Origin of the sequence: Pseudomonas sp. WS 5532 (assembly GCF_012985445.1) — a bacterium.
Taxonomy (GTDB): domain Bacteria; phylum Pseudomonadota; class Gammaproteobacteria; order Pseudomonadales; family Pseudomonadaceae; genus Aquipseudomonas; species Aquipseudomonas edaphica.
Window position 1 is genome coordinate 43,745 of record NZ_JAAQWK010000008.1, and the last position, 23,357, is coordinate 67,101.

Below are 23,357 nucleotides of genomic sequence, written 5' to 3' on the forward strand. Positions count from 1 at the left end.
TGCCTTGGCCAAGTGCGGAAAAAGGGGGAGTTTGCCCGAATATCAGGGGGCAAGGCTATGTTTGTGCGTTGTTTTGAAGCGCTGGCCTACAGGCTGCGAGTGAGTTACACGCCAATTCGGGCCGGTTTCATCAGACCCCTTACATACGTGCATACAGATGCGGCGGAACGTAGGTGAAGGGTTGCGGCACTCAGGACAGCGCCTCACGAACACGGAAGATCTTTTGGAAGGCGTCTTTTTTGCCCCCCAAGGTACCCCCAATGAGCATAACCGCCCCTACCCGCACACTGGCAGACAACCCCAGCGCCTTTGTCGTCGAAGCTCCCGCGCCGGTTGCGCAAGACGCTTCACACACGTTCACTACGACCGCCTCAGATTCCCCACGCGCGGGTCAAACACCTGCCCCCGCCACCTTGCGCACACAACTGGCAGACCAGCAGAACCTGCGCAACCTGGCCGAGCAACTGCGCGGCATTGATACCCGGACGTATGGCAAGCCCGTTACCCCGGACAATGTCTCATTCGGGTTGAGCAATAGTCGTCTGACGCCCCATAAAGACTCGGCGTACGCCCACGTGCAGCCGGCAGCGCAAACCCTGGCGACAGTGATCACGCACTTGGGTTTTGAACTGCCGCGCACGGTCGATGAGATGGCGGCACTCGCGCAGAAACTGGAGCAAAAGGCCTTACAGCACCCCCTGGGTGATTTCGGTGGCGCTCTCACCTGGCCAATTCCCATGGCGAAGGCGGACCAGCACAGCATTCGCGCCTTCCTCAAATCCGACACAACAGGTTTGCCAGGTTTGCCGTTGCCACCCCATGGCAATGGCGTACTGACCTATCTGCTGAGCGGCAGTTCGGTCAGCCAAAGCGACTTGCAAGACCCGACCGTGACGATGCAAAAGCTGCTCGACTCGCCTAAGGCCCGAGCACTCGGCCTGGCTTTGCAGGCCCACCTGCAGGGCGCGGCCACGGACAACAGCCTCTACGACTACGTATTAGCGGCGATTCACCTGGGGCTCGACCCGGAGTCACTCAGGGCACCTGAGCGCAACAAAATCGCCGAATGGCCTTTGCATGCCCCTGATCACTGGGGGCAGCGACCCTCAGAGGTTACGGCGTGTTTGAGCCGCCATCTTGAGAAAAATGGCCGCGCCAATTCCAGCACGGTCAAACTCGCTACCCATCTGTTGCTGTCCAGGGTAGCGCCGCAGTTTCTGATTAAAGATATTCCCGACAGTGTAAAAATCGGCAGCGTGGCGTGGTTCAACCTGACGGTTGCGGCCGCGGCTATCGAAGCCGAGCGGCCAGGTACCGTCGCCAATATGACCTTTGCCGAGGTCATGTGCGATGCACAAAAATGTGCACCATCGGCTGCGAATGCGCACGCTCAGACCCGCGCACTGGTGGATTGGGGAGTCGCCAACGGTGTATTCGTTGCAAATGCAGAGGACAGCTATAGCCCCGAACGACTCAATACCCTCAAGGATGCATTCAACAGACAAGTCAGCAAGCGGTTGGTTGCCAGCCAGACATTGGACAAAGCACTACCCACGCGAGAAGGTATTGCGCGGACCAAGCTCATCGAGCGATTTGGCGACCTCGGAGCGCTTTTCGACTTGAAGGTGCTCGGTACAGACCCGTATCGCGGGGAGCCTGGTCAAGTCGGGCTGGGCGGCATGCATTCGCTATTGGACATCGCCATGATGGACATGCCGAATCTGCGCCCCTTTATGTCAACTGACCCGCGTATCCCATTGGAAGCCTTGAACAGTAACCCAAGGTTTGGCGTCCAGGAGGCGTTCGATCAGCAATTTGCACGCGCAATCGCTGATAAAAAGGACGCGGTCGCTACGACCGTTCAGCACATGATCTCCCAACTTCTCGTAGAGGACCGAGAAAAATTCGATTTCGGGAAGCTCGAGTTTTTTTATGAGCGCACATCCAGGCTGTCGACCGGCTTCTGGGGCAGCACGCCAGATAAAAATCAACCGGAACTGTTGGTCAAGGTTGAGCTGGAGGGGCAGATAACTACCTACGAAATCGACCTGAACCGCGGCACGATTGAAGAGGTGCCGCTGTCCAGGATCACGCAACCCAAGCCAATGATTGCCAACAGGGTATTTACCGTCAATCAGGTCAAGCTCGAGGGGGCAGACAGTCGTCTGAGCACGGAGCAACCGGTAAAGGACGGCCCCTTGGATAGCTTCAATAGCGAGCGCTCCCATCGCATAGGCACAGTATTTGCCGAACACCTTGAACTTGACGACCCCGCGATAAAAGAACAGGCGCGCGGCCAGACCACCCTGGATACATTGCAGGGCGGGCCAAAACCACTGAGTAATTTCCTGTTAAATCTGATTCCTTTCAGATCAGCTGTCATCAACTTCCAGAACGGCAACTATGGCGATGGAATATTCGACCTGACACTGGATATCTTCGGGTTCCTGAGTGCCGGTGCCGCCACCGCAGGAAAATTGATCAAGATAGGCGGCTCGGCTCTTTCCACGGGCGCCAAGGGGTTAAAGGCCGTCCAGATTATCGGCGCCTCCACGCTCGGCCTGCTCAACCCCGTGAGTGGTTTGGGTGATTTGGCGGTTGGAGGCCTCAAGCTATTGGGTAAAGGCGGCAATTACCTGTTGTCCAAAGGTGCCGATGCTATCAGCGCGCTCAAGGCAGCCAGTAATACCCACGGCATAGTGGCGACGGGGACCTTCAAACGTACAGGGCGGGTTGTTGAAGAGGCGGCGGTGTTTCAAAAGGGCAAGTGGTATAGCTATAACCCTGGCACGCAACAACCGTATGGTACCGGGCTCACCGATTTCAAACCTGTAACCGTCGCGGCCAATGGTGAAATAAACAACAACTTCATAGATTGGCTGGCCACTTATGTGGCTCCCGTACCACAGGCAACCGGAGATCAGTTCAGGCAAGCCTTACAGGCAGCGCAACAAAGCAACCCAGTTGCTTACGCTCGAGGTCTTTCCGGGGTTGTCGACGATATCCCGGGCTATCACTCGAGCATGAGGGTCTCGCAGATAAAAAGCTTGGCCGTCAGCAAGGCCGGGAATCCCGAAGCCATCGGCACATTGGCCAAAGAGATAGAAAAGCGCATGGCGATCCAGAGTCTTGAGAGCTTCAAGACGTTTGAAGCGGAAGTACTGGCCGAAGGTGGCAAGGCCTACATCATGCCGCAGAACTTCTATCTCAGCCAAACTGACCTGGCGTCCAATGGTGAGTGTGCAGCCCTGGTGAATACGATGGCGCTGGCCATTCTTAACAACCGCAGGGACGCCTTCATCAATAACTTTTTCAAAGCCGCCAGGAATGCTAACGACACCAAGGTTCGGGCCTTTCGCAAAGAGCTGAACGAAATGCATCAGGTGCTCCGCGAACAGTTTCACGGTATTCAACGCGTCAGCCAAGTGCCGTATACCGACGTTGCTGCGCGTTTAAGTACCGCAAGCCCTCCCACGCTCCTGAAGATCAGCACCCAGAACCATGGGCTTCTGGCGGGCGTCACGCTCGATAAAAACAACCAGAAGGAATGGTTTTTCTTTAATCCAAACTTCGGTCTTGCAACTTTTCCAAATGAAGCCTCAATGCGAAAAGGCTTGGAAGTCTCCTTGAACAGCGGGAAGACGGCGGGCACCCTTGATCCAGTGGCTGTGACCAAAGGTGTGCCGGAGTACCACATCAGCGAATTCAGTGATGGAGACTTTGTTATGACGGTGCCCTACAACAAACCGTATGCCCTGTTTAACACCACACTTTGACTTTCGCTTGCCCCCCTGGTGTCAATGGCCCGCTTGTAGCGTGTCATTGACGCATTGCCCGCTCAGCACACCGCCTCCATGCCACGCGACATTTGCCCCCTTTCCCTTCACAATGCCCCACCAATGGAACTTGCCGAGATGGCCGTGACTCAGTAGAGAACGGTCTTACAACCGACAGACACCTGCCCTTCCATTTTTCAGGAATTCCCCCTATGTGCGCTGCCCCCTCCACCATCCTTGTAGTCGAAGACGACGCCATCGTGCGCATGCTGATCGTCGATGTACTCGAAGAGTTGGAGTTCTCGGTGTTTGAGGCTGCAGACGCCGAAGAGGCCCTCAAGTTGGCTGAAGATGCCGACAAGCATATCGACCTGATGATGACCGATATGGGCCTGCCAGGCATGAGCGGCAAGGATCTGGCCACCCAAGTACGCGTGCTTCGCCCTAGCCTGCCGATCCTGTTCGCCAGCGGCTATGCCGAAAACATCGACGTACCCGCAGGTATGCAGGTAATTGCCAAGCCGTTCTCCATTGATCAACTGCGTGACAAGGTCAAATCGATGTTGCCTGCCGCTTGAGGGCACTGCCTCACAGGCAATGCCCACAACTGCGGCGCTCAAAACCGTGAACACCCCCACATCCACTGCATTCCCATCGACTGGGCACGGGCACGGCCTGGAAAGCCGGCAGTCATATCCTTGGCGCTTTTGACGAACCGCCATGGACAGTGGCACGCAAGGCCGACGGAGTCACTCAGTTCACGTTGTTTGCAGGGATTAACGTGACGTTCGGCCAATAAAACAGGAAACTCTGGGCTTTGATCCCACGCCCTCTAAAAAGCACTCAGGAAGGACGCAACAACATGATTGGAAAACCGACGCGTCTGCTGTTGGCGAGCCTCTCGATACTCATGAGCACCGGCGCCTGGGCCGATTTCACGGCGACCCCGACTGAAGCCCGGGCCATTGCCAAGGAAGCCTACCTGTATGGCTACCCGGTAGTGGAGATGTACAAGACGCTCTACACCCAGGCCGTTGATAAAGGCGGTGCCAACTACAAGGCACCGTTCAATCATATCGGCAACACCGCCCAGGTGTTCACACCCAGGGACACCGCATTCGTCACCCCGAACTCGGACACACCCTACTCTTTCGTGTGGATGGACCTGCGCAAAGAGCCGTTGGTGCTGACCCTGCCCAAGATTGAAGACAACCGTTACTACTCGGTGCAGTTGATCGATCTATACACCCAGAACATCGCCTACCTGGGCACCCGCAGCACCGGCAACAATGGTGGCCACTACATGATCGCCGGGCCGGACTGGAAAGGTCAGCAACCTGTCGACGTCGATCGCGTGATCTACAGCGAAAGCAACATTGCCTATGCGCTGTACCGCACGCAGCTGTTTGATGAAAAGGACTTGAACAAGGTCAAGCAGATCCAGAATGGCTACAAAGTGCAGCCGCTGAGTGCCTACGTGAAACAGCCTGCGCCGGCCAAAGTAGCGAAGATCGAATGGCCCAAACCCATGGCAACCATGACCGAAGGCCCGCAGCTGTTTCGCTACCTCAACTTCATGCTGGCCTTTGCCGCGCCTCAGGACAGCGAGAAAGACCTGATGACGCGCTTTGCCAGGATCGGTATCGCCCCCGGCGCGCCCTTCAAGGTCAAGGACCTGACCGCTGAACAGCGCAAAGCCCTGGAAGACGGGATTGCCGATGGCCGCGCTGAGTTCGCCGCGTTCAAGAAAGACAAAATCGACACTCACCAAGTCACCAGCAGCGACCTGTTCGGCAGCCGTGACCGCCTGAAAAACAACTACCTGTACCGCTATGCCGGCGCAAACATGGGGATTTTCGGCAACTCCACCGACGAAGCCATCTACATGAGCTACTTCGTCGACAGCGAAGGCAAACCGGCCAACGGCGCACGCCACAGCTACACCGTGCACTTTGCCAAGGACCAACTGCCACCGGCCGAAGCGTTCTGGTCGCTGACCATGTACGACGCCAAAACCAAGCTGCTGGCGCCCAACCTCAAGAAGCGCTACCTGATCAACTCAGCGATGCTGCCCAACCTCAAGCTGGACGCCGACGGTGGCCTGACCTTGGCCTTGCAGCATCACGAGCCGCCAAAGGCCGAACAGAGCAACTGGTTGCCGGCCCCGCCCGGTCCGTTTTACGCCGTACTGCGGATTTACCTGCCCAAGCCTGAGGTGGGGAATGGCCAATGGAAGCTGCCGCCACTGACCCCGCTTAAATAACGCTCGGGTGAAAGCAGCGTGCCCGTACGCAAGGGCGGGCACGCGCCTGAAGACATCAGGCCAACAAGGGTGCTTGCGCCCTTGCCACAGTTAGTAGTCAGGGCTTTTTGAGCTTCACAAAGGACTGATGCAAGTCCGACGCCCAGCCGTCAATCACGCTTTTTACGTCATCGGCCTTCATCACCTGCGAGTCGTTGGACAACGGCTTGCCGGTGCCTTTGCGCACCACCTGGGCAATTACTTTGCCGCTGCCACCGTCGAGGAACTGCGCTTCAGTGCCCAGGGTGGTTTCCTGGTCACGAATGCCGGTGCCGGTGCTCACTGCAGCAGCCACCAGCGCCACAGGGACATACTCGTAGGGCTTGAGACTTTCGGTCTTGCTGCTGACGGCGGTAATGGCCGCGCGCACCACGATCACACCTGGGCCTGGCGCGTTGGCCAGCGGCAGCGATTTGGCCAGCTCACGCTTGAGCGCCTGGTTGTAATAGGTGTTGATGCCGTTGAGGGTGCTGTCGGGAATTTTCGCGGTAGCTTGGGGCTTGGGGTAAAACTGCGTCGGTTCGATGAACACCGCCGTGAAGTTATTCAGACTCAGCTCGGGATCAACCCAACGCATCACCTCGGCCCCTGAAGGCGACTTCGCCTCTTTGAGGTGGCTGTAGTCCGCGAGAAAACCTGAATATTCGTCCGGTTGCGTTACCTTGCTGGCACAGCCGAGCATTGCGATTGCAACGCACAGCGTGCTGATCATTAGCCTTGATTTCATCATTGAACTCCCTGGCAGTCATCGTCGATGGTCCTGAACTGTAGGTATAGCCCACTTATCCATTGATCGAAGGCGACCTGGTTGCCGATTACGAGGGTAAATTGTGGGAGCGGGTTTGCTCGCGAATGCGGTGGGTCAGTCTACACGCCCTTCTCTAGATACTCCGCTTTCGCGAGCAAGCCCGCGCCCACAAGGGTTATGTGTAGGTCTGGGGATCTAAGGGTCCAGCACACCGCCGCTGTAGCTGTCCGACAACCGTGTGCCAGTGAATTTGGCCACCACCGCCCCCTGGGCCACCCGGCGCTCACGGTGGCGTGTCACCATGCGGCCGGTTTGCGCTGCCTGCAAAAACACTTCCGAAGACGGGTCGCCAGGGCAGCCTATAATGCGCGCGAAACGCTCGCCCTCTTCAACCAGGTCACCCAGGCTTTTTTCAAACACCAGCACGCCGGCACAGGGCGCGAGGACGGTTTCCATGCAGCCCATGTCCACCACTTCGCCCTGCCATTCGCTGATCGTGGCGACTTCATCAATCACGCCATTGATGCACAGCCACGCCCACAGCCCGTCGGCGTCTTGTTGCGCGAGCGCATCGCTGACATCGGCCTGCCCGCGCAATTCGACAGTCGCGGCCAAGCGCGGCGTGCCATGGTTGATGATGGTTTCTTCAAAAGAGCCGTCACCGCCTTCATCCCAGACAATCACCACCTCGACCTGCAACGCGGCCGCCAGTGCCAGGCCTTGTTCAGGCCAGAAACTGCGATGAATGTAAAGGTACGGCAAGGCCTCATCGTCGGTATGCAGGTCCAGCACCAGGTCGGCGTCGGACGCCAACTGCACTAAACTTTTTTGCCAGTGCGCCAGGTTGCTCGCCGGGCGTTCCATGGCCAGGGAATGATCGAAAGCACGGTTGAAATTCTGCCCGGTGGCCTCATGAAAACGCCCGAGCAATTTGCCCTGGCGAAACTGGCCAATGCCAAAGGGGTTGGCCTGGGGCACCACGGTCACACTGCCGCGCAGGCGGCCCTGGGCCTGGCATGCCTGCAAGCGCGGCAGCAGTTGGTGCAGCACCAGCATTCCGGCGATTTCATCGGCGTGTACACCCGCTTGCAGGTGCACCTTGGGGCCACTGCCGTCGCCTTCAAAGCGCCAGGCGCCGATGTGCAGTGTGTTGCCGGCATCGCCTGGCACCTGCCACGAAAGGTCTTTTGCCATGCCTTGCCCTCCTCTGATCATTTAATCGCTAGAGATTGAACACACGTTCAATTAACCTGAGCACCCTGGTCTTTTATCAAAGGCATGCCCGTGACCATCGACCCTCCCAAACTGCGCCGCGCCGACCCCGATGAACGCCGCGACTTATTGGTTGCCGCGACCCTTACCTGCCTGGCCCGTGACGGCCACGCCGGGATTTCCGTGCGCCGCATTGCCGCCGAAGCCGGCGTTTCGGTGGGTTTGCTCAACCACCATTTCGGCAGCATCGACGCATTGATCGCCGAGACTTACCACAAGCTCGCCAATGAGCTGACCAGCGCGTTATGGGCGCAAGTCGAGCTGGCCGAAGGCGCCGCTGCGCGCCTGGACGCGTTTCTTAGCGCGTCGTTTTCGCCACGGGTGATGGACCCCGACCTGCTCGGCGTGTGGGTGGTGTTCTGGAGCCTGATCCGCCACTCGCCCCACGTAAACCAGTCCCACGAAAACAGCTACCGCGCCTACCTGGCGCTGATCCAACAGCTGCTGGACGACCTGGCCCGCAGCGAAAACCTGCTGATCCACGACAGCCACCTGGCCGCCATTGGCCTATCGGCGATGCTCGACGGGCTCTGGCTCGAGGGGTGTCTGAACCCCGGTACTTTCAGCCCCGCCAACGGGCTGCACATCTGTCGTTGCTGGGTACAGGGGTTGCGTTACGGAGCATTCGGCGCCGACCACATCTTGTGATTCCGAGTGGCGGGCGCTGAGCATGGCCAGGGTGCCGCTGACCGCGATCAACACGGCGCCGATGATCAGCGACACATCCATTGACGTGCCCCAGATCAGGCTCGAAAGCAAAAACGCCCAGATCAACCCGGTGTATTCGAACGGCGCCAGCAAGGTCGCCGTGGCCCGGCGGAAACTCGCAAACAACAGGAACTGACCTATGCCGCCGACCAGACCTGCGGCCAGCATCCCCAACCAGGCGGGGGTCGGCGCTGGCGTGTGGGTCCAGGGCAAGGTCAGCGCCATACAACCCACGAACACCACATTGGTGATCAGCATCTGCTCCAGCACCGAGGTTGCCGGGTCGACCTGGCGCAGCTGGATATAGGTGAACGCCCAGCACAACGCGGCCGCCAGGGTCAGCGCGATAGGCATTGGATCGAGCATGTTGCTGGGGCGACAGGCGATCACCACACCCACAAACCCGATGATCAGCGCCACCCATTGCCCACGGCTGGCGCGCTCCTTGAGGATCAGCGCAGCCAGCAGCGTGACCATGACCGGCGCGGAGAAATACAAGGTGGTCATTTCCGCCAGGGTCAGGTCCTTGGCGGCGGTGTAATACAGCAACCACGCCAGCAGCGAGAGCAGCCCACGAATGATCAGCAGCTTGCGGCTCACCGAGCTCCACGCCCGACGCAACAAGCCCATGCGCCCGGCGATCACGCACGCACCGACCACCACCAGGCTGCGCCAGAACAGAATGCTGAACACCGAATAATCGGCCACCAGCCATTTGATCACCGCGTCCTGCAACGCCAGAAACGCGTAGGCCAATGAGCACAGGGCTATCCCTTGCAGCGCGCGGTCCTGTTTCATCCCGCCGACCTGCGCAGCGGCGTGCCGCGCCGTTCGGCGATGGCGTAGACGCCCTCGATGAGGAAGGTCAGGCACAGGTAAACACCGGCCACCAACAATAAGGGTTGATAGATCTGCAAGGTCTGCGCACGTACGACGTTAGCCGCGCCCAGCAGGTCGACCACGGCGATGGTCGATGCCAGCGCGGTGGATTTGAGCAGCATCACCGTCTCACCGGCCAAGGTCGGCAACAGCAGACGCATCGCCCGTGGCAAGCGCACCCGCAGCAGGGCCTGGCGCGGGGTCATGCCAAATGCCGAAGCGGCTTCCATCTCGCCCTTGGGCACCGCCAGCAGGCCACCGCGAATCACTTCACCGACGTAGGCGCCCACCGACAACACCAGGGCGAACACGATGTACCAGTAGCCGTCACGCAGGAACGGCCACAAAAAACTGCCCCGGATCATCGGGAACTGGGCAAACAGGCTGCCCAGGCCGTAGTAGAAAATGTAGATCTGGATCAGCAGCGGTGTACCGCGCAGCACACTGGTGTAGGCCAGCGCACCGCGCGCCAGCCATTTGCGCCGTGATAACCGCGCCAGGGCCACCAGCACCGCGAGGGCAAAACCGAGCACGGCGCTGATCAACAGCAATGACAAGGTGGTCTGCAAGCCCTTGGCGATCAGCCCGGCGTAGTAACTTATCCACTCAGGCATGCGCGCCTCACTCGACAACCGGCATCCAGCGACGAATACGTCGTTCCAGGCGTCCGGACAGGTAGTTGGAAGCCAGCGTCACCAGGTAATACAAGGCGGCGGCCGTGAGGTAGAACAGCAAGTAATGACGGGTGGAACCCGCCGCCTGCTTGGCGGTGTACAGCAGCTCATTGGTACCGACCACGCTGATCAAGGCACTGTCCTTGATCAAGTTGATCCACAGGTTGGACATCCCCGCCAGCGCATACGGCGCCATGATCGGCAAGGTCACCCGGCGAAACAGGCCAAAGCCGCTCAAGCCAAAGGCCCGCGCCGCTTCGATCTGGCCGTGGGGAATCGCCAGGATCGCCGCGCGGAAAATCTCTGACGCATAGGCGCCCTGTACCAGCCCTAATACCAGGATCGCCACCAACGGCCCGCTGATGTTGACCTGGGCAAAACCCAGCCACAGCATCAACGCGTTGAGGCCCATGGCGCCTGCGTAATACAGCAGCAGGATCAGCAGCAGTTCCGGCACCGCGCGAAACACCGTGGTGTACCCGCGCATCAACAGCGCAATCGGGCGCGGCGCACTGAGCTTGGCGCAGGCCACCACCAGGCCGATCAGCAAGCCCACGGCAAACGCGCCAACGGAGATTTGCAGGGTCATCCATAACCCTTTGAGCAGTGCGTTGCCCCATCCTTGGTCACCAAAGCTGAGGAGATCGAGCATTATTCGGTCTTCTGGGCGATTTGCTGATAGGGGCTGTCACAGGTCTTGCTCACAAAGGCCGGCGTGTCACCGCGCTTGCACGGGCTGACCGACAGGCCGAAATAGTGCTGGGACAAGTCGTCATAGTCCTTGCTCACCAGCAGTTCGCCGATGGCTTTGTCCAGGCGTGTCTTGAGCGCTGTGTCTTCCTTGCGCAAACCAGCGCCGACGCCACGCCCGATGATCGGGTCGTAGGGCACGCTGGCGATATGCGCCAGGCCGCTGGCTTCCGGGGTCTTGACCATCATGGCGATGGCGGTGTCGTCGGCCATCATGTAGTCGATACGCCCGGCGATCAGGTCGGCATTCGCCGATTCCTGGGTGTCGTAGTACTTGAGGTCAGCAATGTTCTCGTAGTACTTCTTCAGGTAGTTGGCGCTGACCGTGGAGATCTGCACGCCGATCAACTTGCCCTTGAGGCCTTCGGGGGTGATGTCCACCGTAGCGCCTTTGGGGCCTGCCACGCCCAGCAGTGAATCGTAATAGGCGCGGCTGAAGGCGATTTGTTTTTCACGTTCATCGGTGACCGACATCGAGGAGAAAATCACGTCGATTTTCTTCGCCAGCAACGACGGAATGATGCCGTCCCACGCCACTTCCTTGATCTGACATTCGGCTTTCATGCCTTCACACAGCTTGTGGATCAGGTCCACTTCAAAGCCCGACCACTGGCCGTTACCGCCTTTTACGGTGAACGGCGGATAGGGTTCGGCCGCCACCGCGAACACGATGGGTTTTTCTGCCGCCAGGGTAAAACCTGCGGTCAACATCAACACTGCACTGCCCAACCACGTTGCCATGCGTTTGCATTTCATGATTTGCCCCGTCTTTTTCTGGAGTTAGCGAGTTTGATGCGCGTTGACGAACTGTCGGCAACGCTCACTGCGTGGGTCGAGGAACACCGCGTCCGGCGTGCCGGTTTCTTCGATCAAGCCTTGGTGCAGAAAAGCCACTTTGGAGGACACATCCCGGGCGAAGGCCATTTCATGGGTGACCAGGATCATGGTGCGGCCTTCTTCGGCCAGGGAGCGGATCACACGCAGCACTTCGCCCACCAGTTCGGGGTCGAGGGCTGAGGTGGGTTCGTCGAACAGCATGACTTTGGGGCGCATGGCCAACGCGCGGGCAATCGCCACACGCTGCTGTTGGCCGCCGGACAGGAACGCCGGGAATTCATTGCGTTTGGCGGCCAGGCCAACGCGGTCGAGCAAGGCTTCGGCGCGCTCGATGGCCTCGGCACGGCTTTCGCGCAGCACCTGGGTGGGCGCTTCGATAAGGTTTTCGAGGACGGTGCGGTGCGGCCACAGGTTGAAGTTCTGGAACACCATGCCCAGGGTCGAGCGGATGCGTACCAATTGCTTGGCATCGGCCACCAGCGGCGCGCCGGGCATGCCGTAGTTGAGCTTGATGCTTTCACCGTCGACATGGATGCTGCCCTGGTCGGGCACTTCAAGCATGTTGATGCAGCGCAGCAAGGTGCTTTTGCCTGAGCCGCTGGCGCCGATCAGCGAAATCACCTCACCTTCGTTGGCCGTGAGCGAGATGCCTTTGAGCACTTCGATATTGCCGAAGCGCTTGTGCAGGTCGATCACCTCAATCATCTTGCGCGCTTCGACAGGCGGCAGCACGTCGATCTCAGGCGTCGGCGCCACACGCGGCTCGCCCGCAAGCTTGGCGACGAACCTGGCGATACGCTGGCAGGCTTCGGCCAGGCGTGCTTCGCCCAAGGTGAACGACAGCCGCACAAACCCTTGCGCCGGCTCGCCAAACGCCGCGGCATCCAGCACCGAAACACCCGCCTCGCGGAACAGGCGCCAGGCAAAATCCAATGAGCCCAAACCCGTGCCGCGCACGTCCACCAGCACAAACATCCCGGCTTGCGGCGCTTGTACCTTGATGCCGGGGCACGCACTCAGGCCGGCCACGACCAGGTCACGGCGGCGCCGGTAGATGTCGCGCATGCCCACCGTCACTTCGTCATGGGCCAGCACGGCTGCTGTGGCGGCTTCCATCACAAAACCCGGCAGGCCGTAGAGCATGCTCAGCACCAGGGTTTCGGCGTGGGCGATCATTTCCGGCGAGGCGATCAACCAGCCGGTTCGCCAGCCGGTCATGGCGTGGGATTTGGACAGGCTGCCAATCACGATGCAGCGCTCGGCCATGCCGGGTAACGCGGCGAGGCTGTGGTATTGGCCGTCAAACACCAGGCTTTCGTAGACCTCATCCACCACCACCCACAGGTCGTGGGCGGTGGCCAGGTCGGCTATCGCTTGCAGTTCCTGCGGGTTGAGCACCACGCCGGTGGGGTTATTGGGGTTGGAGAAGAAGATGGCACGGCTGCGCGGGGTGATGGCGGCAGCCAGGCGTTGTGCATCCAGGCGAAACCCGGACTCCGGCGAGCACGGTACGCGCACCAGGGTGGCGCCGCTGGCTTTGAGCGTGGCTTCGTAGGTGACGTACATCGGGTCGAGCACCAGCACTTCATCACCGGCTTGCAGCAGGCACAGGGAACTGATGAACAACGCGTTCTGTGCGCCGGGCACGATGATCACGTTGTCGGCGTTTAGTGAGCGTGCCAGGGTCTTGCTGTAGCGCGCCGCCACAGCCTCGCGCAGGGCGGCGCGGCCGGGGATTTCGGTGTAGTGCGTGTCACCGCTGTGCAATGCGCTGACTGCGGCTTCGGTGATGAAGGCCGGCGTGGCGAAATCGGGGTCGCCGACGCTGAGGATGATGATGTCTTCGCCCTGGCTGGCAGCCTGGAACGCGGCGTGGTGGATGTCCCAGGCGGCGACGCCCTGCCCTGCAATTCGTTCGACGAAGGGGGAAAACCGCATGCCAGAGCCTCTCGTTCAAGAAGAAAAAGCGCGAACCCGGTTGTGTGAAAACGGGTGGATGCGGTCAACATAGTGCAAACTGAACAGTCGTTCAATGGGTATGTTTGAGGGGGTGTCGTTTATCGAGTGAACAGGTCGTGAATAACATTTGCGGGGGGAGTTTGAGTGTGGCGGATGAGTGCATACCCGTTATTGGGGTAACGGCGGCTAAGGGTTGCGCCCTGACGGCGGTTCACCTTGGCAACAGCAGAGCTGCACGCGATCAAATGTGGGGGCTGGCTTGTCGAGCCAGCTCCCACACTTGGAGCAGCAGGCAGATCAGATCAGATCAGGATAAAAATCAGCGCCAACCCAGCGAAAATCGCCCATTTTTCCAGGTAATACCGCGCACGATTACGCTTTTTCAGTTCCTTGCCACGCAAACGAATCTTGTACAACCGCGTAAACGCGCGGTTCAAACCACCGGTCTTGTCACCCTCATCATTAGGCGAACCCGCAGCCGCCATTACATTACGACTGAACCAACGGTTAAACGCCGCCGCCCAGCGGTACTTCATCGGGCGCTCAATGTCACAGAACAGAATGATGCGGTTCTGCTGCGTAGTGTTTTCCGCGTAGTGAATGTAAGTCTCGTCAAACATCACCGGCTCACCGTCCCGCCAGTAGTAACTCTCGCCATCCACATTGATGTAGCAACCCGGATCGTTCGGCGTGTCCAAGCCCAGGTGGTAACGATAAGAGCCTGCATACGGGTCACGGTGGCGCACCAGCTTGGAGCCCGGCGGCAGCTCGGCAAACATCGCCGCCTTGATCGAGCCAATGCCTTGCACCAGCTCAGTGGTACGCGGGCACAGCTTCATCGCCGAAGGGTGACTGTCGCCGTACCACTTAAGGTAAAAGCGCTTCCAGCCCGACTTGAAAAACGAGTTGAAACCCACGTCATTGTATTGGTCCGAGCGCTTGATCTCGCCCGCGCGCATCAGGTTCTGACCTTCCTGGCGGATTTCCTCCCAGTGCTCCTGCAGCGGGCTCAGGTCCGGAAAGTCGCTGGGCGACAGAAACGGACGGCTTGGCTGCCTGGAAAACAAGTAGAGGAAACAGTTGATCGGCGCAAGGAACGTCGAGTGATCGCTAAGCTGGCGACCCAGCTTGTGTCGCACTCTGCCACGCAGGTGAACATACGCAATGGAGGCAACGTAGAGAACAACAATGATGAGTTTCAAGGGATTCGTCACAAGTTAGAAGAGAACAGGCTGCTCCTGCATGCCCACAACGGCCGAGGATAAATAAGCAGCACCTGAAATCACGATTACATAGTGGCGGCTGGCCGGACGAGTCACTTCCTAAACCACGCCTTAGACCTTTATTTAGCCACAGTTTGTAACCAAAGGTTAACTAAGAATTGTGAAAAGCTGTCTACGCAACGCGTAGGACTCACGTGCGCCTGCCTGGATGCAAGCCCAGAGTGAGGCTATTTACAGCGCAGGCGGTTGCGCTGGCAACCCACAAAAAACTCGGCACCCAACCAGGTTCAATCCCCTTTCAGTTATCATCGCGCCAATCAATCTCCAGCAAAAGGAACTTGCATGAAACTTCAACCAGACCCGGACTTCACCGCGCTTCAGGGCGCCTGGGAGCAGACTTCCCTGGAAGACAGCGGCGTACTCAACCCTGCGGACGCACACAGCGCGCCAGGCGCCATTACCACGATTGAGGGTGATCAGTTCGAAGTCCGAACCGTCGCTGGCAACGTATTGCTGGCTGGCCGGTTTTCCCTGGACAGCAGCACCACGCCCAAACGTATTACCTGGGTAGATTCCATGGGCGATGACGCCGGCAAAGCGTTACCCGCCAGTTATCGCCTCGAAGGCGATAATTTTGTGTTTATCGCAGCGGATGAAGGCATGCCCCGCCCAACGGTCTTCAGCACCGGGCCAGGGCAAACCATGCGCGCCTTCGTGCGCCGCACCTGAAAACCGCATGCCATCCGAAACGCCGACATGCTTTTCACACGGTGTTTACTTCCTGGCCTTTAGCGTAAGGCCACCTACTCCAGTGAATCACTTGGCCCGCCTCTTCTCTCGCGGGCCTTTTTTTGTGCGCGAAAAACCCGCTCAAACAGCGCGCTTGATGGCCGTCAGGGTGAAACACAACGGCAATTGGGCCGACTGGTGCTCGTACTGGTCATACAGCTCCTCGCGGTTGGAGTGCGGATACTCCTGCAGATGCTCGATCTGCAAGTGCGCCGCAATCGCCGCGGTGACGACGCTGCCCAGGGTATGCACATACCAGTAGGACGTCGGCCCAGGCACCTCTGTCAGCCCTTCATACACAATTGACGCCTGCAACACGAACGGATCGCGTTGAAAATACGAGCTGTCGGGCAAAAACGGGTTGCTGGCCTGAGGGTCGAAGACTTCCAGGAAAGGGTGAGTCTCGTAGATCACCAGGGTGCCGCCGGGCTTGAGGGTACTGGCCACGTGCTGCATGAACAGCGCCACATCCGGCATCCAGCCGAGTACGCCAATCGTCACCAAGGCAATATCGAACCGGCCAAGCAAACGCTCAGGCAGGTGATGGATATCGGCTTCGATGAATTGCGGGTTATGCGGGGAAATATCAGCCAACTCCCGAGCTTGCGCCAGAAAGGCTGTCGATTGATCGACACCCACCACCTCGCGCGCGCCCAGGCCAAACAGCGACAGGCTTTCACGCCCGTTGTTACAGCCGACTTGCACCACCGACTTGCCGGCAACGCCGACAGTTTGCAACAACGCGGTGATGGTGGGATCGAGGCAGGAAAAAGCCGGCTCAACGACTGATTGCAGCAAGGTATTCCAGGTCGCAGTATCTTTGTGCAGCGCGGCAGAGGCGTCCCAGGCGGCCTTATTATCGGCGATTGCCTGTTGGGCTGAGGGCATGTCCATTGCGTCTCCAGGGAGTCATTTCAGCGGGCTACGGAAAATAATCCAAACGCCCGTCAGATGAAACCCTCAGCGGCAGCGAAACTTCTGTTCAGGCCCACGGGTCACTAGCCCAATGAGTGTCCAGCCCCTGAACACCCTTTGCGAAGACAACGCCGTGGCCAATCACTCTGACTTGCGTAATACCTTGTCCCTGGACAGCCTCAATTTTTTCCTGGCCGATGTGCGCGACGGCCTCGGGCCTTACCTGGCGATTTACCTGCTGGCCGTGCACAAATGGGACCCGGCCAGCATCGGCGTGGTCATGACCCTGGCGGGCATCGCCGCACTGGTCACCCAAGGCCCGGCGGGCGCGCTGATCGACCGCACACGCAGCAAGCGCGCGGTGATTGCGGCGGCTGCCATCCTGGTGACCATCAGTTGCCTGATGCTGCCATTTGTCAGCGCCTTCAGTTGGGTGGCCTTGACCCAGGCCGCCAGTGCCGTGGCCGCCTCGGTGTTTGCACCGGCCATATCGGCCATTTCCCTCGGAATTACCGGGCCACGCGCCTTCACCCGCCGAACGGGGCGCAACGAAACCTTCAACCACGCCGGCAATGCTGTGGCAGCGCTGCTGGCCGGCGGCCTGGCGTACCTGTACGGCCCGGTGGTGGTGTTTTACTTGATGGCCTTTATGGCGCTGGCCAGTATCGTGGCCGTGAGCTGTGTGTCGGCCGAGGCGATTGACCATGAAGTCGCCAGGGGCTTTGACCCGGCCCACCAAAGCGATCACGAACAACCGTCCGGTGTGAAAGTCCTGCTGGCCAACCGGCCGCTGCTGGTATTCGCCATCTGCTGCGCCCTCTTCCACCTGGCCAATGCGGCGATGCTGCCGTTGGTCAGCCAGAAGCTTGCGCAGATCAACTTGCAAATGGCTACGCCGCTGACCTCGGCGTGCATCGTCGCCGCGCAGTTGGTGATGGTGCCGATGGCCTGGCTGGTGGGGCTCAAGGCCGATGTGTGGGGGCGCAAACCGTTGCTGCTCGCAGGTTTCCTGATCCTGCCACTGCGCGGCGTGCTCTACACCTTGTCCAGTGATCCTTACTGGCTGGTGGCGGTACAGATGCTCGACGGCATCGGCGCGGGGATCTTTGGCGCGCTGTTCCCGGTGATCGTCAAGGACCTGACCCAGGGCACCGGGCGTTTTAATGTGAGCCTTGGCGCGCTGTCCACGGTGTTTGGCCTGGGTGCGGCGTTGAGTAGCAGCCTGGCCGGTTTCGTGGTGCAACAGGCCGGCTACAACGCGGCATTCCTGACCCTGGCAGGCGTGGCGGCCGTGGCCTTGGCGCTGTTATGGCTGGCGATGCCGGAGACCTTGGAGAAACCATCGTTCGCCTGCCATACAACTGTCGCCTGACATATGCGACAATGCGCGCCAAATTCCAACACACAGCCAAAATTTTCTGCTCAGCGACCGGGTTTCGCGCCTTGATGTCGCTGTTGACGCATGCCTGAAGGCTCCTGCCGCCACGCTCGCAACTCATTGATAGGTAAAGTAATTGATCTCCACAGCTAACATCACCATGCAGTTCGGCGCCAAGCCGCTCTTCGAGAACGTCTCGGTCAAATTCGGCGCCGGCAACCGTTATGGTTTGATCGGTGCCAACGGTTGCGGCAAGTCGACCTTCATGAAAATCCTCGGCGGCGACCTCGAGCCGTCCGGCGGCCAGGTCATGCTGGAGCCAAACGTGCGCCTGGGTAAACTGCGCCAGGACCAGTTCGCCTACGAAGAATTCACCGTACTCGACACCGTGATCATGGGCCACGAAGAGCTGTGGCGGGTCAAGGCTGAGCGTGACCGCATCTACTCGCTGCCGGAAATGAGCGAAGAAGACGGCATGGCCGTTGCCGAGCTCGAAACCGAATTCGCCGAAATGGACGGCTACACCGCCGAATCCCGCGCCGGTGAACTGCTGCTGGGCCTGGGTATTCCGCTGGAGCAGCACTTTGGCCCGATGAGCGAAGTCTCGCCAGGCTGGAAACTGCGCGTATTGCTGGCCCAGGCGCTGTTCTCCGATCCTGAAGTGCTGTTGCTCGACGAACCGACCAACCACTTGGACATCAACACCATCCGCTGGCTGGAAAACATCCTGACCCAGCGTTCCAGCCTGATGATCATCATCTCTCACGACCGTCACTTCCTGAACAGCGTGTGCACCCACATGGCTGACCTGGACTACGGCGAGCTGCGCCTGTTCCCGGGCAACTACGACGAGTACATGACCGTGGCGACCCAGTCCCGCGAGCAGCTGCTGTCGGACAACGCCAAGAAGAAGGCGCAGATCTCCGAACTGCAATCCTTCGTCAGCCGCTTCTCGGCCAACGCCTCGAAAGCCAAGCAAGCCACGTCCCGCGCCAAGGCGATCGACAAGATCCAGCTGGCCGAGGTCAAGCCGTCGAGCCGTGTGAGCCCGTTCATCCGTTTCGAGCAGAACAAGAAGCTGCACCGCCAGGCTGTGATGGTCGAAAAAATGGCCAAGGGCTTCGACGGCAAGCCGCTGTTCAAGGACTTCAGCTTCCAGGTTGAAGCCGGCGAGCGCGTGGCGATCATCGGCCCGAACGGTATCGGCAAGACCACCCTGCTGCGCACCCTGGTCAACGAACTGACCCCGGACGCCGGCAGCATCAAGTGGACCGACGCCGCAGAGCTGGGCTACTACGCCCAGGACCACGCCCATGACTTCGAAGACGACGTGACCCTGTTCGACTGGATGGGCCAGTGGACCCAAGGCGAGCAGATGATCCGTGGCACCCTGGGCCGCATGCTGTTCTCCAACGACGAGATCCAGAAGTCGGTGAAGGTGATTTCCGGTGGTGAGCAAGGCCGCATGCTGTTCGGCAAGCTGATCCTGCAAAAGCCGAACGTGCTGATCATGGACGAACCCACCAACCACTTGGACATGGAATCCATTGAAGCGCTGAACCTGGCGCTGGAAAACTACCCGGGCACGCTGATCTTCGTCAGCCACGACCGTGAGTTCGTATCGTCCCTGGCCACCCGCATCATCGAGTTGAGCGCCACCGGCGTGATCGACTTCAGCGGCACCTATGACGACTACCTGCGCAGCCAAGGCGTGGTGTTCTAAGCACCCGCGGCTAGCCGGCTTGCTGTGGCGAACCCGCTTGCTGTGGCGAGCAGGCTTGCCCTGCGCTGGGCTGCGAAGCAGCCCCAATAAAAAACACCGCGTTCTGCCAGGCAAAACGCGGTGTTTGGTTTTAGGGCCGCTGCGCAGCCCAGCGCAGGGCAAGCCTGCTCGCCACATCGAGCCTGTTCACCACAATAGAGCGGCTTATGATGACGGGCCTCTTCAGCAAAACCCGTTAGCCAGCTTCCTTTTCCCCCACGCCCTTGCCATCATGCCCTCACCGCCCGCCCGCGAATGAGTGACCATGCCTGCCGCCGCCCCCAGCTCCCTGTCGATCACCCTGCAGATCGTCTCCATTGTCTTCTACACCTTTATCGCGTTTATCTGCATCGGCCTGCCGATTGCGGTGATCCCAGGCTATGTGCATGAACAACTGGGCTTCAGCGCCGTAGTCGCCGGGGTCACCATCGGCTCGCAATACCTGGCCACCCTGCTCAGCCGCCCGATGGCTGGGCGCATGTCGGATAACGTCGGCACCAAACGCGCCATTGTGTTGGGTTTGGCCGGCATCCTGGTCAGTGGCGTGCTGACACTTATCGCAACCTTGCTTGAAAGCATCCCCGCCGTGAGCCTTGGGGTGTTGATCGTCGGCAGGTTGTTGCTCGGCGTGGCCCAAGGCCTGATCGGCGTTGGCACCATCAGCTGGTGCATGGGCGCGGTCGGTGCCGAACACACGGCGCGCTCGATCTCCTGGAATGGCATCGCGTCCTACGGCGCCATCGCGATTGGCGCGCCGCTGGGCGTGGTGATGGTGGCCGATTATGGCTACACCAGCCTGGGCATCGCGCTGTCCGTGTTGGCCGCCTTGGGCCTGGTGTTGATCCGCAATAAACCGTCGGTGCCGGTGGTGCGTGGCGAGCGGCTGCCGTTCTGGTCGGTGTTCGGGCGCATCGCGCCGTTTGGCGCCAGCCTGTGCCTGGCGTCTATCGGCTACGGCACGCTGACCACCTTTATCACCCTGTATTACCTCAACCGTGGCTGGGTCGGTGCGGCGTACTGCCTGACGGTGTTTGGCGTGTGTTTTATCTTGTCGCGCCTGGTGTTTATCTCCGCCATCAGCCGCTTCGGCGGGTTCAGCGCGGCGATTGCCTGCATGACCATCGAGACCGTCGGCCTGACCCTGTTGTGGCTGGCGCCCTCCACCGGTGTGGCGCTGATCGGCGCCGGGCTGACCGGCTTCGGTTTGTCGCTGGTGTACCCGGCGCTCGGCGTGGAGGCCATCAAGCAAGTGCCCAACAGCAGCCGGGGGGCGGGGCTGAGTGCGTATGCGGTGTTTTTTGATCTGGCCCTGGCGATTGCCGGGCCATTGATGGGCGCCGTGGCACTGAACCTCGGCTATGGCTGGATCTTCTTCTGCGCCGCGCTGCTGTCGGTCACGGCCCTGTGCCTGACCGTGCAGCTCAAGCGCCGCGCTTACTGATCAGCGGTCTGCAAACCGGCGCGGGTCGACTGACCCAGGGTATGCACGAAGAAGCGCCCCGCCTCCGAGATCAGGTCGCGGTGGATGCCTTCGCGGTCGACACCGTCGGCATCCGTGCAAATCGCCGGCATGGCCAGCAGTTGGTCGCTGTCACACGGCGCCATGAACACAAAGTGCCCGGCCCCGGCCAATAGTTTGAAATCCGGCGGCTGCGGCAGTTTGCGCGCCAGGGCAGCGGCGTTCTTGTCCACGGCCACCAGCTTGTCGCCGTCGCCACTGTAGAGCAGCACCGGCACGTGCACATCGGCCAACGTGTGGCGGCCAAACATCAGGCTCAACGGCGCCATCAGCATCAAGGCGTGAATACGCGGGTCGGCTTGCGGCTGCAGGTCTTCACGGTCGACCACCAGCTCACCTTTGGTGGTGCAGGCGTCGCGGTCTTCCGGGCGCTCCTGGCAATAGCGGCGCAGGCGGTCGAAATCCGGCTTGGCACCGGCCAGGATCAGCGCGGTTTCGCCGCCGGCGGAATAACCGATAACCCCCACTTGGTCGACATTGACGAACGGCGACAGCATCGTGTCGCCCAGGGTCGCGGTAATGGCTGCGGAAATCTGAATCGGCCGCCCGTACAAGTTGCTCACCGTGCCCAGGCGGCTGTGATCCTTGTAGTTGTCGCCGGGATGCAGCACGGCTACCACTACAAACCCCTTGCGCGCCAGGGAAGTGGCCAGGTCGTGCAGCGCCAGCGGTGTACCGGTGTTGCCGTGGGACAACATCAGCATCGGGAAACGCCCGATGGCCACTTTGGAATCCTGGGTGGCAGCCACGTGGTAGGGCCCCAACTGCGTGGAATGCTCGTCATCGGTGGACGGATAGAACGCGATGGCGTTCATCGGCTGCTGATCCAGCGGGTCGAGAAAACTCATGCGATGAAAGCCCACACTCCAATGCGGGTGCGGCGCCGGGGCGGCGTGCACTGAAATCAGGCCACCGAGCAGGGAAAGAACCAAAACAGCACAAAGACGCATCATGGGGATGTCCACCTTTGCTGCGCGACCACGTTCAACACCCGCGGCATGTCGGTTTGAAAAGTCCATGGGCCAAGGCACTCGCTCCGGGTGATAAACCCATGCGTGCATAACCTGGGCCAAAGTAATGACAGCGGGTAAACGAAAAAACTCCGTACTCCGGTCGCGTTCAGGCGATCAGAATACAGAGTTTAGGCGCCCCGGTTCAGATTGGAACCGAACAGAGGCGAACTTTACACAAGCCTTACGCGGCGGCGAACAATTGTTCGTTGATCACTACGTTGGCGTCGCTCAAGGCCTTGCTGCGAACTTCTTCACCGTACGCCAGGCCTTGGGCGCGGACAAATTCGATATCAGTGATGCCGAGGAAGCCAAACACCAGTTTCAAGTAATCCTCGTGCCCCACATTGCTCGCCTGGCCCGCATGCAGACCGCCAGCGGTGGAAACAATGATCAGCTTCTTGCCGCCGCACAGGCCTTCAGGGCCGGCTTCGGTGTAACGGAAGGTTTGGCCGGCCACGGCAATACGGTCGATCCAGGCCTTGAGCTGGGACGGCACCGAGAAGTTGTACATCGGCGCACCGATGACTACAGCGTCGGCGGCGATGAATTCAGCCAGGGACGTAGCGCTCAGTTCGGCCTCGTGTTTTTGTACGGCGTCGCGCAATTCGGCAGCGGTGCCCAGGGCGCCCAGGGTCAGGCCGGAAAAGTGGCTGATGCCTTCGGCAGCCAAGTCACGATAGGTCACTTCCACACCTGGCTCAGCCGCTTGCCAGGCCTTGACCACACCAGCGCTGAGCTGACGCGAAGCCGAGTTGTCGCCGAGGATGCTGGAATCGATATGCAACAGTTTCATGCGGGTTCTCCAAGTGAGGATCGCGGCTGGGCGATCGAATGAAGTTAATCCTACACATGA

At 59.9% G+C, this 23,357-nt stretch carries 18 protein-coding genes and 1 pseudogene; 8 read left to right on the top strand and 11 right to left on the bottom strand.

Features of this window, described 5'->3' with window-relative positions; genetic code table 11:
• Nucleotides 1-260: 260 nt before the first annotated feature.
• The 3 genes from HBO23_RS15405 to HBO23_RS15415 all read left to right on the top strand — a co-directional run bounded on the left by HBO23_RS15405 (nt 261) and on the right by HBO23_RS15415 (nt 6,039).
• Nucleotides 261-3,776, top strand: a complete 3,516-nt coding sequence (locus HBO23_RS15405) for a hypothetical protein (RefSeq protein ID WP_170037431.1) — start codon at nt 261-263, stop codon at nt 3,774-3,776.
• A 212-nt stretch (nt 3,777-3,988) separates the two neighbouring features.
• Nucleotides 3,989-4,354, top strand: coding sequence for a response regulator (locus HBO23_RS15410; RefSeq protein ID WP_170037434.1), 366 nt, complete (start codon nt 3,989-3,991; stop codon nt 4,352-4,354).
• 284 nt (nt 4,355-4,638) lie between these two features.
• Entirely contained in the window at nt 4,639-6,039 is a 1,401-nt protein-coding gene (locus HBO23_RS15415) for a DUF1254 domain-containing protein (protein ID WP_099549738.1), read from the top strand.
• Nucleotides 6,040-6,136: 97 nt separating this feature from the next.
• On the opposite strand, the gene HBO23_RS15420 is transcribed toward HBO23_RS15415, so the two are convergent.
• Nucleotides 6,137-6,805 (bottom strand): DUF3313 domain-containing protein, encoded by a 669-nt coding sequence (locus tag HBO23_RS15420; RefSeq protein WP_099549737.1) that lies wholly within the window; start codon nt 6,803-6,805, stop codon nt 6,137-6,139.
• Nucleotides 6,806-7,021: 216 nt separating this feature from the next.
• Nucleotides 7,022-8,020, bottom strand: coding sequence for a succinylglutamate desuccinylase/aspartoacylase family protein (locus HBO23_RS15425; protein WP_170037437.1), 999 nt, complete (start codon nt 8,018-8,020; stop codon nt 7,022-7,024).
• 84 nt (nt 8,021-8,104) lie between these two features.
• On the opposite strand from HBO23_RS15425, the pseudogene HBO23_RS15430 reads away from it, so the two are divergent.
• Nucleotides 8,105-8,650, top strand: a pseudogene (locus HBO23_RS15430) (TetR family transcriptional regulator C-terminal domain-containing protein); the annotation flags it as partial.
• On the opposite strand, the gene HBO23_RS33880 reads toward HBO23_RS15430, so the two are convergent.
• From HBO23_RS33880 to lpxO, 6 genes are all read right to left on the bottom strand, one after another.
• The gene (locus HBO23_RS33880; protein WP_186616871.1) at nt 8,606-9,604 is read right to left on the bottom strand and encodes a DMT family transporter; all 999 of its coding nucleotides are present in this window, start codon (nt 9,602-9,604) and stop codon (nt 8,606-8,608) included. The pseudogene HBO23_RS15430 and the gene HBO23_RS33880 sit on opposite strands and share 45 nt — an antisense overlap.
• Nucleotides 9,601-10,299 carry an ABC transporter permease subunit gene (locus tag HBO23_RS15435; RefSeq protein ID WP_017138806.1) on the bottom strand — a complete coding sequence of 233 codons (699 nt, stop codon included), beginning with the start codon at nt 10,297-10,299 and terminating at the stop codon, nt 9,601-9,603. Before HBO23_RS15435 ends, HBO23_RS33880 begins: the two co-directional genes overlap by 4 nt.
• A gap of 7 nt (nt 10,300-10,306) precedes the next feature.
• Complete coding sequence (locus HBO23_RS15440) at nt 10,307-11,011, bottom strand: ABC transporter permease subunit (RefSeq protein ID WP_170037440.1); 705 nt, start codon at nt 11,009-11,011, stop codon at nt 10,307-10,309.
• Nucleotides 11,011-11,865: a transporter substrate-binding domain-containing protein gene (locus HBO23_RS15445; RefSeq protein ID WP_170037443.1), complete on the bottom strand. Its 855-nt coding sequence runs from the start codon at nt 11,863-11,865 to the stop codon at nt 11,011-11,013. The genes HBO23_RS15440 and HBO23_RS15445 overlap by 1 nt, the downstream gene beginning before the upstream one ends.
• 24 nt (nt 11,866-11,889) lie before the next feature.
• A complete protein-coding gene (locus tag HBO23_RS34060) occupies nt 11,890-13,884 on the bottom strand; it encodes an aminotransferase class I/II-fold pyridoxal phosphate-dependent enzyme (protein WP_026013822.1) in 1,995 nt (664 codons plus the stop codon).
• 323 nt (nt 13,885-14,207) lie between these two features.
• On the bottom strand, nt 14,208-15,107 hold the full coding sequence (lpxO, locus tag HBO23_RS15455) for a lipid A hydroxylase LpxO (RefSeq protein WP_017138809.1): 900 nt from the start codon (nt 15,105-15,107) through the stop codon (nt 14,208-14,210).
• Nucleotides 15,108-15,470: 363 nt separating this feature from the next.
• On the opposite strand from lpxO, the gene HBO23_RS15460 reads away from it, so the two are divergent.
• Nucleotides 15,471-15,857, top strand: a complete 387-nt coding sequence (locus HBO23_RS15460; protein ID WP_017138810.1) for a TIGR03067 domain-containing protein — start codon at nt 15,471-15,473, stop codon at nt 15,855-15,857.
• A 141-nt stretch (nt 15,858-15,998) separates the two neighbouring features.
• On the opposite strand, the gene HBO23_RS15465 is transcribed toward HBO23_RS15460, so the two are convergent.
• Nucleotides 15,999-16,811, bottom strand: a complete 813-nt coding sequence (locus HBO23_RS15465; RefSeq protein WP_017138811.1) for a class I SAM-dependent methyltransferase — start codon at nt 16,809-16,811, stop codon at nt 15,999-16,001.
• Between the two features lie 154 nt (nt 16,812-16,965).
• Here HBO23_RS15465 and HBO23_RS15470 point away from each other — a divergent pair, with 154 nt between their 5' ends.
• From HBO23_RS15470 to HBO23_RS15480, 3 genes are all read left to right on the top strand, one after another.
• Nucleotides 16,966-18,204, top strand: coding sequence for an MFS transporter (locus tag HBO23_RS15470; RefSeq protein WP_170037754.1), 1,239 nt, complete (start codon nt 16,966-16,968; stop codon nt 18,202-18,204).
• A 142-nt stretch (nt 18,205-18,346) separates the two neighbouring features.
• On the top strand, nt 18,347-19,933 hold the full coding sequence (locus HBO23_RS15475) for an ABC-F family ATPase (protein WP_074854431.1): 1,587 nt from the start codon (nt 18,347-18,349) through the stop codon (nt 19,931-19,933).
• A gap of 304 nt (nt 19,934-20,237) precedes the next feature.
• The gene (locus HBO23_RS15480; protein ID WP_170037446.1) at nt 20,238-21,413 is read left to right on the top strand and encodes an MFS transporter; all 1,176 of its coding nucleotides are present in this window, start codon (nt 20,238-20,240) and stop codon (nt 21,411-21,413) included.
• Here the strand turns inward: HBO23_RS15480 and HBO23_RS15485 are convergent.
• Together HBO23_RS15485 and HBO23_RS15490 are read right to left on the bottom strand one after the other, a co-directional pair.
• Nucleotides 21,407-22,444 (bottom strand): dienelactone hydrolase, encoded by a 1,038-nt coding sequence (locus HBO23_RS15485; RefSeq protein ID WP_017138815.1) that lies wholly within the window; start codon nt 22,442-22,444, stop codon nt 21,407-21,409. The two genes, HBO23_RS15480 and HBO23_RS15485, sit on opposite strands and share 7 nt — an antisense overlap.
• A 241-nt stretch (nt 22,445-22,685) precedes the next feature.
• Nucleotides 22,686-23,297 carry an FMN-dependent NADH-azoreductase gene (locus HBO23_RS15490; protein WP_017138816.1) on the bottom strand — a complete coding sequence of 204 codons (612 nt, stop codon included), beginning with the start codon at nt 23,295-23,297 and terminating at the stop codon, nt 22,686-22,688.
• Nucleotides 23,298-23,357: the final 60 nt, after the last annotated feature.

What these genes read in the sequence shown, in the direction of transcription:
- HBO23_RS15405 (WP_170037431.1), top strand. Translation starts at nt 261, where the DNA reads ATGAGCATAACCGCCCCTACCCGCACACTGGCAGACAACCCCAGCGCC.
- HBO23_RS15410 (WP_170037434.1), top strand. Translation starts at nt 3,989, where the DNA reads ATGTGCGCTGCCCCCTCCACCATCCTTGTAGTCGAAGACGACGCCATC.
- HBO23_RS15415 (WP_099549738.1), top strand. Translation starts at nt 4,639, where the DNA reads ATGATTGGAAAACCGACGCGTCTGCTGTTGGCGAGCCTCTCGATACTC.
- HBO23_RS15420 (WP_099549737.1), bottom strand. Translation starts at nt 6,805, where the DNA reads ATGAAATCAAGGCTAATGATCAGCACGCTGTGCGTTGCAATCGCAATG.
- HBO23_RS15425 (WP_170037437.1), bottom strand. Translation starts at nt 8,020, where the DNA reads ATGGCAAAAGACCTTTCGTGGCAGGTGCCAGGCGATGCCGGCAACACA.
- HBO23_RS33880 (WP_186616871.1), bottom strand. Translation starts at nt 9,604, where the DNA reads ATGAAACAGGACCGCGCGCTGCAAGGGATAGCCCTGTGCTCATTGGCC.
- HBO23_RS15435 (WP_017138806.1), bottom strand. Translation starts at nt 10,299, where the DNA reads ATGCCTGAGTGGATAAGTTACTACGCCGGGCTGATCGCCAAGGGCTTG.
- HBO23_RS15440 (WP_170037440.1), bottom strand. Translation starts at nt 11,011, where the DNA reads ATGCTCGATCTCCTCAGCTTTGGTGACCAAGGATGGGGCAACGCACTG.
- HBO23_RS15445 (WP_170037443.1), bottom strand. Translation starts at nt 11,865, where the DNA reads ATGAAATGCAAACGCATGGCAACGTGGTTGGGCAGTGCAGTGTTGATG.
- HBO23_RS34060 (WP_026013822.1), bottom strand. Translation starts at nt 13,884, where the DNA reads ATGCGGTTTTCCCCCTTCGTCGAACGAATTGCAGGGCAGGGCGTCGCC.
- HBO23_RS15460 (WP_017138810.1), top strand. Translation starts at nt 15,471, where the DNA reads ATGAAACTTCAACCAGACCCGGACTTCACCGCGCTTCAGGGCGCCTGG.
- HBO23_RS15465 (WP_017138811.1), bottom strand. Translation starts at nt 16,811, where the DNA reads ATGGACATGCCCTCAGCCCAACAGGCAATCGCCGATAATAAGGCCGCC.
- HBO23_RS15480 (WP_170037446.1), top strand. Translation starts at nt 20,238, where the DNA reads ATGCCTGCCGCCGCCCCCAGCTCCCTGTCGATCACCCTGCAGATCGTC.
- HBO23_RS15485 (WP_017138815.1), bottom strand. Translation starts at nt 22,444, where the DNA reads ATGATGCGTCTTTGTGCTGTTTTGGTTCTTTCCCTGCTCGGTGGCCTG.
- HBO23_RS15490 (WP_017138816.1), bottom strand. Translation starts at nt 23,297, where the DNA reads ATGAAACTGTTGCATATCGATTCCAGCATCCTCGGCGACAACTCGGCT.